The 14,690-nt window shown below is 44.3% G+C and carries 15 protein-coding genes and 1 riboswitch; of the genes, 2 read left to right on the top strand and 13 right to left on the bottom strand.

Annotated elements, in window-relative coordinates; all coding sequences use genetic code 11:
• Positions 1 to 82 precede the first annotated feature (82 nt).
• From glcT to QYF49_RS06495, 5 genes are all read right to left on the bottom strand, one after another.
• The gene (glcT, locus tag QYF49_RS06515; protein WP_290398782.1) at positions 83 to 916 is read right to left on the bottom strand and encodes a glucose PTS transporter transcription antiterminator GlcT; all 834 of its coding nucleotides are present in this window, start codon (positions 914 to 916) and stop codon (positions 83 to 85) included.
• A 164-nt stretch (positions 917 to 1,080) separates the two neighbouring features.
• Positions 1,081 to 1,305: a helix-turn-helix domain-containing protein gene (locus QYF49_RS06510; protein WP_007202417.1), complete on the bottom strand. Its 225-nt coding sequence runs from the start codon at positions 1,303 to 1,305 to the stop codon at positions 1,081 to 1,083.
• 263 nt (positions 1,306 to 1,568) lie between these two features.
• Positions 1,569 to 2,327: a succinate dehydrogenase iron-sulfur subunit gene (gene sdhB / locus QYF49_RS06505; RefSeq protein WP_290398781.1), complete on the bottom strand. Its 759-nt coding sequence runs from the start codon at positions 2,325 to 2,327 to the stop codon at positions 1,569 to 1,571.
• A gap of 2 nt (positions 2,328 to 2,329) precedes the next feature.
• Positions 2,330 to 4,093, bottom strand: coding sequence for a succinate dehydrogenase flavoprotein subunit (gene sdhA / locus QYF49_RS06500; protein ID WP_290398780.1), 1,764 nt, complete (start codon positions 4,091 to 4,093; stop codon positions 2,330 to 2,332).
• Positions 4,094 to 4,109: 16 nt separating this feature from the next.
• A complete protein-coding gene (locus QYF49_RS06495) occupies positions 4,110 to 4,718 on the bottom strand; it encodes a succinate dehydrogenase cytochrome b558 subunit (protein WP_290398779.1) in 609 nt (202 codons plus the stop codon).
• A 320-nt stretch (positions 4,719 to 5,038) separates the two neighbouring features.
• Here QYF49_RS06495 and QYF49_RS06490 point away from each other — a divergent pair, with 320 nt between their 5' ends.
• Complete coding sequence (locus QYF49_RS06490; RefSeq protein WP_290398778.1) at positions 5,039 to 5,524, top strand: YslB family protein; 486 nt, start codon at positions 5,039 to 5,041, stop codon at positions 5,522 to 5,524.
• Between the two features lie 169 nt (positions 5,525 to 5,693).
• Positions 5,694 to 6,683 carry a biotin synthase BioB gene (gene bioB / locus QYF49_RS06485; protein WP_290398777.1) on the top strand — a complete coding sequence of 330 codons (990 nt, stop codon included), beginning with the start codon at positions 5,694 to 5,696 and terminating at the stop codon, positions 6,681 to 6,683.
• A gap of 52 nt (positions 6,684 to 6,735) precedes the next feature.
• On the opposite strand, the gene QYF49_RS06480 is transcribed toward bioB, so the two are convergent.
• The 8 genes from QYF49_RS06480 to fadR form a co-directional block, all read right to left on the bottom strand.
• A complete protein-coding gene (locus tag QYF49_RS06480) occupies positions 6,736 to 7,971 on the bottom strand; it encodes an aspartate kinase (protein WP_290398776.1) in 1,236 nt (411 codons plus the stop codon).
• A gap of 187 nt (positions 7,972 to 8,158) precedes the next feature.
• Positions 8,159 to 8,347, bottom strand: a riboswitch (Lysine riboswitch).
• A 73-nt stretch (positions 8,348 to 8,420) separates the two neighbouring features.
• On the bottom strand, positions 8,421 to 10,142 hold the full coding sequence (uvrC, locus tag QYF49_RS06475) for an excinuclease ABC subunit UvrC (RefSeq protein ID WP_425589557.1): 1,722 nt from the start codon (positions 10,140 to 10,142) through the stop codon (positions 8,421 to 8,423).
• A 177-nt stretch (positions 10,143 to 10,319) separates the two neighbouring features.
• Complete coding sequence (trxA, locus tag QYF49_RS06470) at positions 10,320 to 10,631, bottom strand: thioredoxin (protein WP_290398774.1); 312 nt, start codon at positions 10,629 to 10,631, stop codon at positions 10,320 to 10,322.
• A 118-nt stretch (positions 10,632 to 10,749) separates the two neighbouring features.
• Positions 10,750 to 11,334 (bottom strand): histidine phosphatase family protein, encoded by a 585-nt coding sequence (locus tag QYF49_RS06465; protein ID WP_290398773.1) that lies wholly within the window; start codon positions 11,332 to 11,334, stop codon positions 10,750 to 10,752.
• A 91-nt stretch (positions 11,335 to 11,425) separates the two neighbouring features.
• Complete coding sequence (locus tag QYF49_RS06460) at positions 11,426 to 12,403, bottom strand: electron transfer flavoprotein subunit alpha/FixB family protein (RefSeq protein ID WP_290398772.1); 978 nt, start codon at positions 12,401 to 12,403, stop codon at positions 11,426 to 11,428.
• Positions 12,404 to 12,416: 13 nt separating this feature from the next.
• Positions 12,417 to 13,187, bottom strand: coding sequence for an electron transfer flavoprotein subunit beta/FixA family protein (locus QYF49_RS06455; protein ID WP_290398771.1), 771 nt, complete (start codon positions 13,185 to 13,187; stop codon positions 12,417 to 12,419).
• Positions 13,188 to 13,208: 21 nt separating this feature from the next.
• Positions 13,209 to 13,979 (bottom strand): enoyl-CoA hydratase, encoded by a 771-nt coding sequence (locus QYF49_RS06450; RefSeq protein ID WP_290398770.1) that lies wholly within the window; start codon positions 13,977 to 13,979, stop codon positions 13,209 to 13,211.
• A 23-nt stretch (positions 13,980 to 14,002) separates the two neighbouring features.
• Entirely contained in the window at positions 14,003 to 14,611 is a 609-nt protein-coding gene (gene fadR / locus QYF49_RS06445; RefSeq protein ID WP_290398769.1) for a fatty acid metabolism transcriptional regulator FadR, read from the bottom strand.
• Positions 14,612 to 14,690: the final 79 nt, after the last annotated feature.

Raw genomic sequence — 14,690 nt, 5'->3', positions numbered from 1 at the left:
AATTAAGCCCTTACTACACTTTTTTCTTCACTCATGCCTGATCGAATCAGTAACACGTAAAGCAAAAGCACATCTTATAAAATTAAGTAAGCCTTTGCAAATGCATCGTTAGATACACAGCTTCCGCTTCTGGGATTGGTTTATTTAAAGTATTTTGCATTACCTTAATTAACTTCCAAGCAAGATTGTAGCACAAAGGATATTCTTCTTTCAACACCTTTGCTAATTTTTCTTGCTTGTCCACCTGCTCCCCCATCTCCACCCGTTCAATGGTATGGCGGAGATGCCTGACAAGCCTGAGAAAATTGATGCTCTTCCGGTTCAGTTTAATGGAAAGAGACTCTTCAATGATGTCAGCCAGCCTATTGATGAGGCGCGAATGTTCATTGATATCACTCAGACTTTTATTCGTAACCGCACTATGGATATGAAGCGCTACAAAGCCGATCTCACCTTCTGGAAGATGAATTCCGAGTGACTGATTGATTTCCTCGATCACTTCTTCAGCGACCGTGTATTCCTTTGGATATAGAGTCTGGGTCTCGGACAGAAATGGGTTTCGAATATCCATTCCCTGCTCCAGACGCTTTACAGCAAAAGCAACATGGTCGGTAAGCGCGACATGAATATGTTCATTGAGTGTGGTTTGCATCCGTTCTTCAATGTGTGTGATCACATCATTGAGCAGCTCGATAAAGGACTCTTCAAGAGAATGCACCAGCGTCTTATACTGCTCCTGCTCTTTCTCATTCGTTAAAATATAGAGTTTATCAATGGCATGATTCGTTATGAAATCGCCAAGCGCTTTGCCGAATCCAATTCCCTTTCCGATGATGATCAATTCCTGGCTGGAGGCGTTCGTAGCAACAACCGCATTGTTATTGAGTATTTTTTTTATATGAAAGGGACCATTCATCCTTTTTCAATCCTTTCAAGAAAAAGCCGAAATTTCGCAATGCTTACATCATAGCCCAAAACAGATGGTTAATCAATTAAGAAAACTGCTGTAAATTCAGGAAAATTGAACTTTTCACCGAGGTGAAAAAAAGAAAACGGCTTTCATGGAAAGCCGTTTCCTGACTAAATTTCTAGTTCTCCAAGCCTCAGTAATTCAACGACGGCTTGAGAGCGCCCTTTTACCCCAAGCTTTTGCATCGTGTTGGAAATATGGTTGCGAACGGTTTTCTCGCTGATAAAAAGCTGCTCTGCGATTTCTTTAGTCGTTTTGTCTTGGACCAGTAGTTCAAAAACTTCTCTTTCTCGTTTTGTAAGTAGAGGCTTCGGTCGGTAGTGTTTCTCTTTCAATGATTTCACCCCTCCTTGCTAGGGTTTAAAGAACTGCCAATGCACAATTTGCAAATTGGAAGTATTTAGTCAACATATACTATGTTAAGAAGTTTTTAGGAGTGACTTGGTTCATTGAAAAAGTATTGGTTTTTTGTCCCGTTCTTTCAGAAAATGAAGCCCATTTTTATCTAATTGTCTGGATGGATGACATGCAGACTTGTCCATTTTTCCCTTAGTCATAAAAATAGACCTCTTCTTGGGTGAAGAGGCCTCGTTGTTGATTAAACTCTGTCGCTTCCGAAAAAGTTCTTGAAAGCTTGGAAGGTTGTATCTCTGTTCAAAGCAGCAATTGACGTTGTCAAAGGAATTCCTTTCGGACAAGACTGGACGCAGTTTTGCGAGTTGCCGCAAGACGCAAGTCCGCCGTCCGTCATGATTGCATTCAGCCGCTCTTCCTTGTTCATCGCTCCGGTTGGGTGCGCATTGAAGAGACGAACCTGAGATAACGGCGCTGGGCCGATAAAATCAGATTTGCTATTAACATTCGGACATGCTTCAAGACACACACCGCATGTCATACATTTAGAAAGTTCATATGCCCATTGACGCTTAGTCTCAGGCATGCGAGGCCCCGGACCCAAATCATAAGTTCCGTCAATTGGAATCCATGCTTTTACCCGTTTCAAAGCATCGAACATACGGCTTCTGTCAACTGCCAGGTCACGGACGACCGGGAAGGTTTTCATCGGCTCAAGGCGGATCGGCTGTTCCAGCTTATCGACAAGAGCTGTACACGATTGGCGGGGTTTTCCGTTGATCACCATCGAGCAGGCTCCGCATACTTCCTCAAGGCAGTTCATTTCCCAAGTAATAGGAGTTGTCGCTTCACCTTTAGCATTCACAGGATTACGGCGAATCTCCATAAGTGCGGAAATCACGTTCATGTTCGGACGATATGAAAGCTCGAATTCTTCCTGGTATGGGGCGGTTTCAGGACTGTCTTGCCTTGTGATGATAAACTTAATGGTTTTTGCGCTCATCCTTATTTCGCCTCAGCTTTCTTTTTGGAATAGTCACGCTTACGCGGCTTAATAAATTGAATATCAACTTCTTCATAAGAGAAGTCAGGACCATTTGTCGCCGGATTGAATGTAGCTTTTGTCGTTTTTAGCCACTCATCATCGTTACGATCCGGGAAGTCTGGTTTGTAATGTGCACCCCGGCTCTCATCACGGTTAAGGGCACCGATTGTGATAACTCGTCCGAGCTGAAGCATATGCCATAGCTGACGAGTGAAGGAAGCTCCCTGGTTGCTCCATTTGGACGTATCGTTGATGTTAATCTTTTTGTAACGCTCCATAAGTTCAACGATCTTGTCATCTGTTTGTTTTAACTTATCGTTATAACGAACAACCGTTACATTATCCGTCATCCACTCACCGAGCTCTTTATGAAGAACGTAAGCATTTTCGCTGCCGTCCATGCTCAGGATATCATCATATTTTTCTTGTTCCTTGCGAACCTGCTGTTCGTAAACAGTCGATGAAACATCATCAGAAGACTTTTCAAGGCCGCTTACATAAGCTGCAGCTGCAGGACCCGCTTGCATTCCGCCGAAGATCGCAGAAAGAAGGGAGTTCGCTCCAAGACGGTTCGCTCCGTGATATTGATACTCACACTCACCTGCTGCAAACAGGCCAGGAATGTTTGTCATCTGGTTGAAGTCAACCCACATGCCGCCCATTGAATAGTGGACAGCAGGGAAGATTTTCATCGGAACTTTACGAGGATCGTCACCCATGAATTTTTCATAGATTTCTATAATTCCGCCCAGCTTGATATCGAGCTCTTTAGGGTCTTTATGTGAAAGGTCAAGATAGACCATGTTCTCACCGTTGATTCCAAGCTTTTCATCAACACACACATGGAAGATTTCACGTGTTGCGATATCACGTGGTACAAGGTTACCGTACGCAGGATATTTCTCTTCAAGGAAGTACCAAGGTTTACCGTCTTTATAAGTCCAAACACGGCCACCTTCCCCACGCGCGGATTCACTCATCAAACGAAGTTTGTCATCTCCAGGGATGGCTGTTGGATGGATTTGAATGAACTCGCCGTTTGCATAGTGAACGCCTTGTTGATAAAGAGATGCTGCTGCTGCACCTGTATTAATGACAGAGTTCGTAGATTTACCGAAAATGATTCCAGGTCCTCCAGTAGCCATAATTACAGCATCCGCTGCAAAGCTGTGGATTTCCATAGATTTCAAGTTTTGTGCTGTGATTCCTCGGCAAACGCCTTCATCATCCACGATCGCTGATAGGAATTCCCAGTTTTCGTACTTTGTAACAAGACCAGCCACCTCATGGCGCCTTACTTGCTCATCCAATGCATACAAAAGCTGCTGTCCTGTGGTTGCACCGGCAAATGCCGTACGGTGATGCTGTGTGCCTCCGAAACGGCGGAAGTCAAGAAGTCCTTCTGGAGTACGGTTAAACATAACTCCCATGCGGTCCATAAGATGGATGATGCCAGGTGCCGCTTCACACATCGCCTTTACTGGCGTCTGGTTGGCAAGGAAGTCTCCACCATATATGGTGTCATCAAAGTGAACATATGGGGAATCTCCCTCCCCTTTTGTATTAACAGCTCCGTTGATTCCTCCCTGTGCACAAACAGAGTGAGAGCGCTTAACCGGAACTAATGAAAACAAGTCAACGTTCATGCCGGCTTCCGCTGCTTTAATGGTGGCCATTAGACCAGCAAGGCCTCCACCGACGATAATAATATTCCCTTTACTCAAGATGGTTCACCCCTTCTTAAATGAATGCAAAAATAGTACGTACGCTAACGATAGCAAGCGCGACAAAAACGCCCATCGTCACGTAGGTTGATACTCTCTGTGATCGAGGCGAAACCGTGAGACCCCAGCTGACAAAAAAAGACCATAGGCCATTTGAAAAGTGAAACACTGCTGATAGAACCCCAATCAAATAAAACGCCACCATAAATGGCGAGCTTAAGATGTCTGCCATCATCTGATAGTTAACTTCTGCGCCAAATGCTGCTGCAATACGGGTTTCCCAAACATGCCAGGAAACATAAATAAGAGTTATGACTCCTGTTACACGCTGCAAAAGGAACATCCAGTTACGGAAATATCCATAACGGCTTGCGTTGTTTTTAGCCGTAAAAGTAATATAAAGTCCGTAAATCGCATGGAAATAGAGAGGAATAAAAATCACAAATGCTTCCAATAAATAACGGAATGGTAGGTTACCCATAAAATCTGCCGCATTATCAAACGATGCTGCCCCTTTTGTTGCAAAATAGTTGACTACTAGATGCTCAATAAGGAATAATCCGACCGGGATTACACCAAGTAATGAGTGTAGCCTTCTGGTGTTAAAATTTCGACTGCCTGCCATACAATTTGCCCCTTTCTCAATTACCTCTGTCTTTTTGCTGAAACCAGTGGTTTCTCTCCATCCCGTTTTAAGCGTTTCCTCAGCGCCATTACTAAAAAAGATGACCGATTAAAGCGTTAACCTAATAACATGTTTCATTTTACTCCCATCGTTTGACACCGTCAAGAAAACGGTAACATAAAAAGTTGGAAAACCTGTTGATTTTACTAACTTTTTTCCGATGCATACCCTCACTTAAATTTCGACAAATGTGTGACTTTTTATAGAGTTATTGTTTTATTCAAGCTATAATGAAACAAGTAGAAAGCGGGGAGATCTAAATGGAACAACATGAGGACATCCAACACAATGAAGAAGCAACAGCCGAAAAGGAAAACAAGCCTGCTGCAGGAGTGCCTGCATTCGCTTATGAACTGCTGAAAAACATTCTTCTTCCGGATCTGCTTGGAAAAGAGGAGAGGAATATCCTTTATTGGGCAGGAAGAAAACTGGCAAGGAAATTCCCATTAGGGTCTACAGAAGAAATGGTTCATTTCTTTGCAGAAGCCGGCTGGGGCAACCTGATCATCGTTGAAATGAATAAGAACGAGATGGTTCTTGAACTGTCTTCCAATCTTATCGACAAACGCTTTGACCTGCAGGATAACCCTACATTCGGCCTGGAAGCCGGATTTATCGCCGAGCAAGTCCAAAATCAAAGAAAATGTATTACTGAAACCTATGAAACTGTGAAACGAAAGAACAAAATCCATTTTACCGTCCAGTGGGACCGCAAGGATGAGACCGCAGGCGAAGAAGGCGCCTAAAACGAAAATGAGCGGATAAAGACAAAAACTGATTTCGTCCCCCGGAAGAACTGGAATCCGAAACGCGAAAAACCGGCAGAAGCCGGTTTTTTTTGCGTTGACAATATAAAATGGCTGAATTAATGTTAACTTATATAAAATTCAAGTTAACATTAAGGAGGTAAACCCTATGAATTGGATGGAACTTGCAAACGAAGTGATCGACGGGAAAGAGCTATCCGAAAAGGAAGCAATGTCGATATTGGATTCTGACGATGATGAGCTGCTAAGTTTACTGCACGGTGCTTTTACAATCAGGAGGCATTACTTTGGCAAAAAGGTCAAGCTGAACAAGATCATTAACACAAAGGCAGGACTTTGCCCCGAGGACTGCGGCTATTGTTCACAGTCTTCCGTTTCTACTGCCCCTATCGAAAAATACGCGATGATGGATAAAAACACGATCGTTTCCGGTGCAGCAAAGGCATACAAACAAAACGTCAGAACTTATTGCATTGTGGCAAGCGGAAGAGGGCCGCTCAACCGTGACTTAAACACGGTCATAGAAGCGGTGAAGGAGATCAAATCCAGCTATAACATGAAAATATGTGCATGTCTTGGCATCCTAGATGACAAGCAGGCACAATCTCTAAAAGAGGCTGGGGTCGAACGGTATAATCATAATATCAACACTTCCGCTGACCACCACAGCCAAATCACGAGCTCGCATACATATGAAGACCGAGTCTCCACTCTTAAAAAGGTAAAAGAGGCAGGCATCTCACCCTGTTCCGGGGTCATCGTCGGAATGGGCGAAAGCCACGGTGACATCATTAAGATGGCAAAAGCCTTGAAAGAGATTGATGCAGACTCTATCCCGGTCAATTTTTTGCATGCCATTCCTGGCACTCCATTGGAGCATCTGGATGAGCTGAACCCTCGTTATTGTCTAAAGGTGCTCGCATTATTCCGGTTTATTAATCCAACAAAGGAGATCAGAATATCAGGCGGCAGAGAAGTGAATCTCCGAAGCCTGCAGCCACTTGGCCTTTATGCGGCCAACTCTATTTTTGTCGGCGACTATCTGACGACCGGAGGACAGGAAACAACGGCAGACCACCAAATCCTTGAGGATCTCGGATTTGAAATCGATTTCTTAAACGAGACGGTACAGGTTTGATCGTGCAGTTGAAAATAAAAAAATCCGGGCACTTTAAGCCCGGATTTTCTTATTATAATTGCTGAACTGGCTGCCGTGCGTCCAATTCAAAGACGTCGTGCAGTGTTTCAATCGCTTTAATCATATCCTGCTGGTCCACAACTGTTGAAACTTTGATTTCTGACGTGCTGACCATTTTTATCATAATCTGATGATCGGATAAAGCTTTAAACATTTGTGCAGCTACTCCTGGATTAGAGATCATCCCGGAACCCACGATAGATACTTTCGCTAGTCCGTCTTCATGCACGATCGAACCGAACTGAAGCGAACTCTTATTCCTTTGAAGCAGCTCGATCGTTTCATCCAAAATGGCCGTCTCAATTGAAAACGAAATATTTGTTCTCTCCTGCGGGTTTACACTTTGAATGATAATATCCACATTCACACCGTTCTCTGCAAGTAAGGAGAAAACCGATGACAGTGTGTTTAAACCATTCGGAAGATCTTCAATTGTAATTTTTGTTACGTTCCCTTCAAAAGCCAGGCCTCTTACTACTAAATTATTTTCCATTGATGCTTCCTCCTCCACGAATGTCCCATTTTCTTCCTCTGTACTCGAACGGACTTCCAGCCTTACCCCATAATTTTTTGCGAATTCAACCGCTCTTGGGTGAAGCACCCCTGCACCAAGATTGGCCATCTCAAGCATCTCATCATAGGAGATGGCAGGCAGTTTTCTCGCATGTTGTACCACCCGAGGGTCTGTTGTAAATACACCCGTTACATCGGTATAAATCTCGCACTTATCGGCACGAAGGGCAGCTGCAAGGGCAACTGCCGTTGTATCTGAACCTCCACGCCCAAGTGTTGCAATATTATTTGAACCAGTTACTCCTTGAAAACCGGCAACAACCGCAATTTTTCCATCTGCAAGCATTTCTTGAATTCTCTTCGTGTCGATGTTTAAGATGCGTGCATTTCCGTGAACATTCTCTGTTTCAATGCCTGCCTGCCAGCCTGTCAAAGACTCCGCTTCATATCCGGCTTCCTGCAGAGCCATCGCCAGTAATGAAACGGTGACCTGCTCTCCCGTTGTCAGAAGCATGTCCATTTCTCGCTTGGAAGGCCTTGCGGTTATTTCACCTGCCAGGCGTACAAGTTCATCGGTTGTTTTCCCCATCGCCGAGACAACGGCTGCTACTTGATTCCCCTCGTTTACCGCATGAATGATCCGCTTAGCCGCATTTCTTATTTTATCCGGTGTGCCTACACTCGTTCCTCCAAATTTTTGAATGATTAAAGCCACGATGTCCATCCTCTCTCATCATTGAATATAATCTATTGCCTCGATCTAAAAGGCACCCAGATATGGCCAGCCTGATTTGGCTTCCACTACGCAACAAACTGATAAATCAAAATAAAAAAGCAGCAATAAGGAAAAGACCTTATTGCTGCTTGGTATAAGCAACAGTAAGCCAGCTTGTTTTCCCCTCTTGTGAGATAGTCCTCCACACACCCTCCGGGCAAGAATGTGTGACAGCTCTGCATTTATTCAATGCAGGTCCAGCCGTAAGAAACAGGAGCTTCTTAAAGCTTCGGCAAAAATCCCCTTTCCGCTACCATCATAAGAGCTCCTTCTCTTCAGATAGCATACTATTGGTTTTTGCTCCTCTACCATCACTTCAAAACTGAAGTATGGCGCTCTATTAAAATTTGTTTTAAGTTTAGCAAAGGATTTCTGAAAAATCAATACCTTTATGAAGGTTCCTTTTGAAGAGCCTGAATAATTTCCTCCGCAACATTCAAAGGGATGCCTGCTGCCTGAAAATCCTCCAGGCTGGCCTCTCTCATTTTTTTAATGGAACCGAACTTCTTCAGCAGCAATTTTTTCCTTTTTTCTCCGACTCCAGGAATGTTATCAAGACTAGATTGAAACATGCCTTTTGCCCTGACCTGGCGATGAAATGAAATCGCGAATCGATGGACTTCATCCTGTATGCGCTGCAGCAGATAAAATTCTTGGCTGTTCCTTTGCAGCGGAATGATTTCAGGAGGGTCCCCCATCAAAAGCTGTGACGTCCGATGCTTTTCGTCCTTAGCCAGTCCGCCGACTGGTATCGCAAGGTTCAGCTCATTCTCCAGAACATCCTGAGCAGCTGCGATCTGTCCTTTTCCCCCATCGATAATGATGAGATCTGGCAGCTGTCCGTTCTCTTTTAAGATTCGGGAATAGCGCCTGCGAACCACCTCTTTCATCGAGGCGTAGTCATCAGGACCGGTTACTGTTTTAATCTTATACTTCCGATATTCTTTTTTGTTCGGTTTCCCGTCTTCAAAGACGATCATGGCAGATACTGGATTCGTTCCATGAATATTGGAGTTATCAAAAGCTTCGATACGGTAAGGAGCAGGAATATTTAATTGCAGCCCCAGATTTTCAACCGCTTTTATCGTACGCTCCTCATCACGCTCAATAAGAGCAAATTTTTCATTCAGCGCGAGCTGAGCATTCTTTGTAGCCAGTTCAACAAACTCTTTCTTTTGTCCCCTCTTCGGCTGAATCACTTTTATGCCGAGGAGCTCTTTGATCAATTGGCCGTCCGCCTCAGGAGGCAGCAATAGCTCCCGAGGCAGAATGTGATTTTTTTGAAGATAAAACTGTCCAATAAACGATAAGAAATCTTCAATAGCCTCTCCATAAAAAGGAAAAAGAGAAACATCACGTTCGATCAGTTTGCCTTGGCGGATAAAGAAAACCTGAACACACATCCAGCCTTTATCGTAATAAAAACCAAAGACATCTTTGTCTACCATGTCTGATGTCATCATTTTCTGCTTCTGCATCACCGCATCAATATGCTGTATCTGATCCCTCAGTTCCTTCGCCCGCTCAAAATTCAAGGCTTCTGATGCAGCAAGCATTTTCTCAGTAAGCTCCTCCTTCACCTCAGGGAAGCCTCCGTTCAGGAATTTAACGATTTCCTCTACCATCTTCCTGTTCTGTTCTTCTGTAATATCATAAACACACGGGCCGAGACACTGGCCGATATGATAATAAAGGCAGACTTTGTTGGGCATATGATCGCACTTGCGGAGCGGATACAGCCGATCCAGCAGCTTTTTCGTCTCTTGCGCTGCGAATGCATTAACAAACGGGCCGAAATATTTCCCCTTGTCCTTTCTGATCTTTCTCGTATACAGGAGGCGGGGCTGCTCTTCGGCTGTAATTTTTAAGTACGGGTACGTTTTATCATCTTTAAGCATCACATTAAATTTAGGATCATACTTTTTAATCAAATTCATTTCAAGAAGGAGAGCTTCTAGCTCTGAGGAGGTTATGATGTATTCAAAATCAGTAATATTCGCGACCAAACGCTGTGTTTTCCCGTCGTGTGAACCAGTAAAGTAGGATCTAACACGGTTCTTTAACACTTTTGCTTTTCCTACATAAATGACTTTTCCGAATTGGTCTTTCATCAAGTAACAGCCAGGCTGATCCGGAAGCACAGCCAGCTTCTCTCTTATGGTATCCACGTTGTCTCTCCCCTCCTTTTTCTATGTAACATCATAGCATGATATCCTAATTTTTGCAGTTGAAATACAAAGCAATAAAAAAAGACCGGCATCAGCTGCCAGCCTTGATTATAGACACAATTATTTATGTTTGTTTAAGAGCTCGCCAAGCGCTTCTTTTGGCTGGAAGCCTACAACTTGGTCAACAACTTCCCCGTCTTTGAAAACGATAAGGGTAGGAATACTCATTACTCCGTATTTACCTGCTACTTCTTGGTTTTCATCAACATCTAGTTTCACTACTTTTAAATCTTGATTTTCACTGGCTAGTTCTTCTAGAACTGGCGCGATCATTTTACAAGGTCCGCACCATGGTGCCCAAAAATCAGCAAGCACTAGTCCTTCACTTGTTTCTTGACTGAACGTTTGATCAGTTGCATTTACGATTGCCATTTTAAAATTGCCTCCTTTAGTTCATCGTGTAAAAAGAGTATATCATCAAAACTGACTAACAGCTATTTGTTTGCTCAGGTTTATCGTTCCCAACTTGTCCTTGAATCAAACCATAGTTTTAATGGGATGACTGCTTCAAGTGGGCATCACAGTTAAAGAGTGAACAGGCCCATTTCTGCTCTTTATGATGCAGCATGCTCACTGAAGTGTTAACGAGTGATCCATTATACTCATCACTTGCCAACAGGCCTTTTAGCATGGCTCTAATGAAAGTGCCATGGCTGACCACAATGATCTTCCGGCCTTGATGCTGTTCTACAAGGTTTTCAAGAAATTCATTGCCTCTTTTCAATACTTGTTCTTTCTTCTCTTTTCCATGTTCCAGTTTACTCCAGTCAGTACCCCACCGTTTTATACGGTCCTGCTCATTTGTGCCCTCCAGCCTGCCAAAGTTGACCTCCCGGATGCGCTTGTCAGTATGCACAGGAATCCCAAGTGCCTGCCCGATGATGGATCCTGTTTCACGCGCACGAGTGAGCTGGCTTGTAAAAAGCAGATCCCAATGTTCTTTCTCAAACCTTGAAGCAAGAGCTTGAGCCTGTGCACGTCCCTGATCATTCAATGGAACATCGATAATCCCCTGAATTCTTCTTTCAGCGTTCCAATCGGTAACGCCATGTCTTACGAAAGCAATTGTTGTCACATTGTCCACTCATTTCTTTATTTGACGTAATTCATGGACTCATTGTATAAAAAGAGGCCAGCTTTGTCAGCCAGCCCCGCTCCATCTTTTTTTATGATTTTACTAAAACATTTTTGAATTCTTCCGTAAGCAGTGGTACGACTTCGAATAAATCCCCTACGATGCCATAGTCCGCAACAGAAAAGATGCTGGCTTCAGGATCTTTGTTGATCGCAACAATGACTTTGGAATTGGACATACCGGCTAAATGCTGGATGGCACCGGAAATTCCGCAGGCAATGTAAAGATCAGGTGTTACAACTTTTCCTGTTTGTCCGATTTGAAGGGAGTAATCACAATAATCAGCATCACACGCTCCGCGGGATGCACCGACAGCAGCGCCGAGCACGTCGGCCAACTCTTGCAGCGGTTTGAATCCATCTTCAGATTTAACTCCTCGTCCTCCGGCAACGATGATTTTTGCTTCCGATAAATCAACACCTGTAGAAGCTTTGCGGACAACATCCTTCACAATGGTGCGCAGATCCTTAACATCGACCGCCAGAGAGGAAACCTCTCCAGAACGGCTTTCATCTTTTTCAAGCGGAGCAATGTTATTCGGACGGATCGTCACAAACACAAGACCGTCTGTAATGACTTTTTTCTCGAACGCTTTACCGGAGTAGATCGGCCGGGTAAAAACAACGTTGTCTCCCGCTTGTTCAAGAGAGGTTACATCTGAAATCAACCCGGATTGGAGACGTGCAGCAAGTCTTGGTGATAGATCTTTTCCAAGCGCAGTATGGCCCAACACCAATCCTTCTGGCTTTTCCTGATCGATGACTTGAAGCAATGCCTGAACGTATCCGTCCGTAGAATACGTAGTTAGCAGGCTGTGCTCAGCAACAATGACCCGGTCTGCTCCATAATGGACTAAAGACTGTCCCGCTTCATTTAAACCTTCGCCGCAAAGCACGGCGACCACTTCACCGCCAGAGGAAATTTCCTTAGCGGCACCAATCGCCTCATAGGATACATTTCTTAATTCACCGTCACGGACTTCCGCAAGTACAAGAACTTTTTTAGACATGTAGCATTCCCCCTTATATCACTTTTGCTTCTGAGCGTAATAATGAAACCAGTTCCTTCACTTGATCGTTCAATTCTCCGCTTAAAATCTTCCCTGCTTCCTTTTTAGGAGGCAAGAAAACTTCCACAGTCTTTGTTTTTGCTTCAACATCTTCTTTATCGATATCAAGATCATCGATTTCAAGTGTTTCCAGCGGCTTTTTCTTTGCCTTCATGATCCCCGGCAACGATGGATAACGTGGTTCGTTCAAACCTTGCTGAGCTGTGACTAGCAATGGAAGCTTCGTTTCAATTTTCTCAACGTCTCCCTCCACATCACGTTCAATCGCTACATCTGCTCCATTGATTTCAATCTTCGTGATGGTTGTCACTTGCGGGATTCCCAATAGTTCGGCCAATCGCGGCCCGACTTGACCGGAACCGTTATCGATCGCAACGTTCCCCCCAAGGATCAAGTCATAATCCTTATCCTTGAAGAACTCAGCGAGAACAGCAGATGTCGTATATTGGTCGGAGCTCTCAAGATCCTCGTTATCAATTAAAACCGCTTTGTCTGCTCCCATAGCCAATGCGGTACGAAGTTCCTTTTCTGACTCTTCGGTTCCCACGGTTACAACGGTCACTTCACCGCCATGAGCGTCACGAAGAGTGATCGCTTCTTCTATCGCGTATTCATCATACGGATTGATGATATACTCAGCACTGTCATGAGAAATCTGTCCGTTAGAAATGCTGATCTTTTCTTCGGTATCAAATGTACGCTTTAAGATTACATAAAGATTCATGCTAATCCCTCCAACTATTTATTAGTTTTTAAAATTCGGCTGCCTTTTTTCAACAAACGCTTGAACTCCTTCTTGTCCATCTTCAGATACGAAGACTTTTCCGAAATACTCGGATTCTTTCTTTGCTCCTTCGCTGTACTGGCCACGGGCCGCATACTGCAGAAGCTCGAGTGTGTACCGGATGGACAAGGAACTTTTCGCAGCGGCTTTTGAAGCCAGCCTGTAAGCCTTTTCAAAAAGTTCCGCATCAGAATAAGCGGCGGTTGCCAAGCCCCACCTCACCGCTTCTTCACCTGAAATCGGTTCGGAGGTGACGAGCATCTCGGCTGCTTTGGCAGTTCCAACAAATCTAGGGAGACGCTGTGTTCCTGCAAAACCAGGGATCAGCCCCAGCTGCAGCTCCGGGAGCCCCAGCTTTGCGTCGCTGGATACGAGGCGGATATGACAGGCCATTGCCAGTTCAAGCCCCCCGCCGAGTGCGGCACCATGAATCGCTGCGATAATCAGCTTTGGATAGTTTTCCATCCGGTCAAACAGCTGCTGCCCGAACGCTCCCAAATCAGCAAACTCAGCTTCATTATCAATCGTAGTAAACTCTTTAATATCTGCACCCGCTGAAAAGAAACGGCCTTCACCTTTGATGAGGATGACCTTTGCTTCGCTGTCATTCTCCAATTCTTCGAAGACCTCCGACAATTCTCGGATCAGCTGGGTGGACAAAGCATTCGCCGGAGGGCGATTCAGTTGAATAGTCGCTATCTTATTCTCTTTTTGAACCTGTAAAAATCCCACTCTCTCACACTCCTCAGGATAATCTATTTTTGCGCGGGGAGAGCCCCTGCAGTGTTGCTTAAACCATTAACAAGCATTCTGTGTACAGGCTGGGCAAGTGACGGCAGATCATAACGATGATCATTCATGACCCAGTTCGTTGCTGTTTCATCAATCGTGCCAAAAATCATCTGTCTGGCCAGCCGGGTATCCATGCTCCTGTCAAATGCATTTTCCTCCATCCCTTCTTTCAGGATAAGGTCGATCAGGGATAGATATCGTTTCAGAACTTCCCCGATCTTTGCCCTTAATGCCCGGTTGGTCTGCCGAAGCTCCAGCTGTGTGACAATGGATAGCTGGTGGTCTGCATCCAAGAGACGAAAGTGCATCTCGATCAGAGTTAAAAGTTTTTCGGTCGCCGACTTTTTGCTTTTCAGCTCGCTCCCCGTTCTTTCGATAAAGGTTCCCATTTTTTCATTAAAAACAGAAACAAGCAGATCTTCTTTATTTTTAAAATAGAGATAGATCGTCCCATCTGCTACAGATGCCTGCTTTGCAATTTTTGACACTTGGGACTGATGATACCCATGGACTGCAATAACATTAACTGCGGCATCAATAATTTTGTCGTACTTTGGGCCTTTACGCTTCACGATAATCTCCTCACTTCAAACGAGCTGCTGTAAACTGAATGATTGTTCATTCATATTTTAATTGTAAAACAAATCGTTT

Source organism: Fictibacillus terranigra (assembly GCF_030412265.1).
Classification (GTDB): Bacteria; Bacillota; Bacilli; order Bacillales; family Fictibacillaceae; genus Fictibacillus_C; species Fictibacillus_C terrinigri.
Note: the sequence above shows the minus strand (reverse complement) of the source record. Positions and strands in the feature narration are given on the sequence as shown.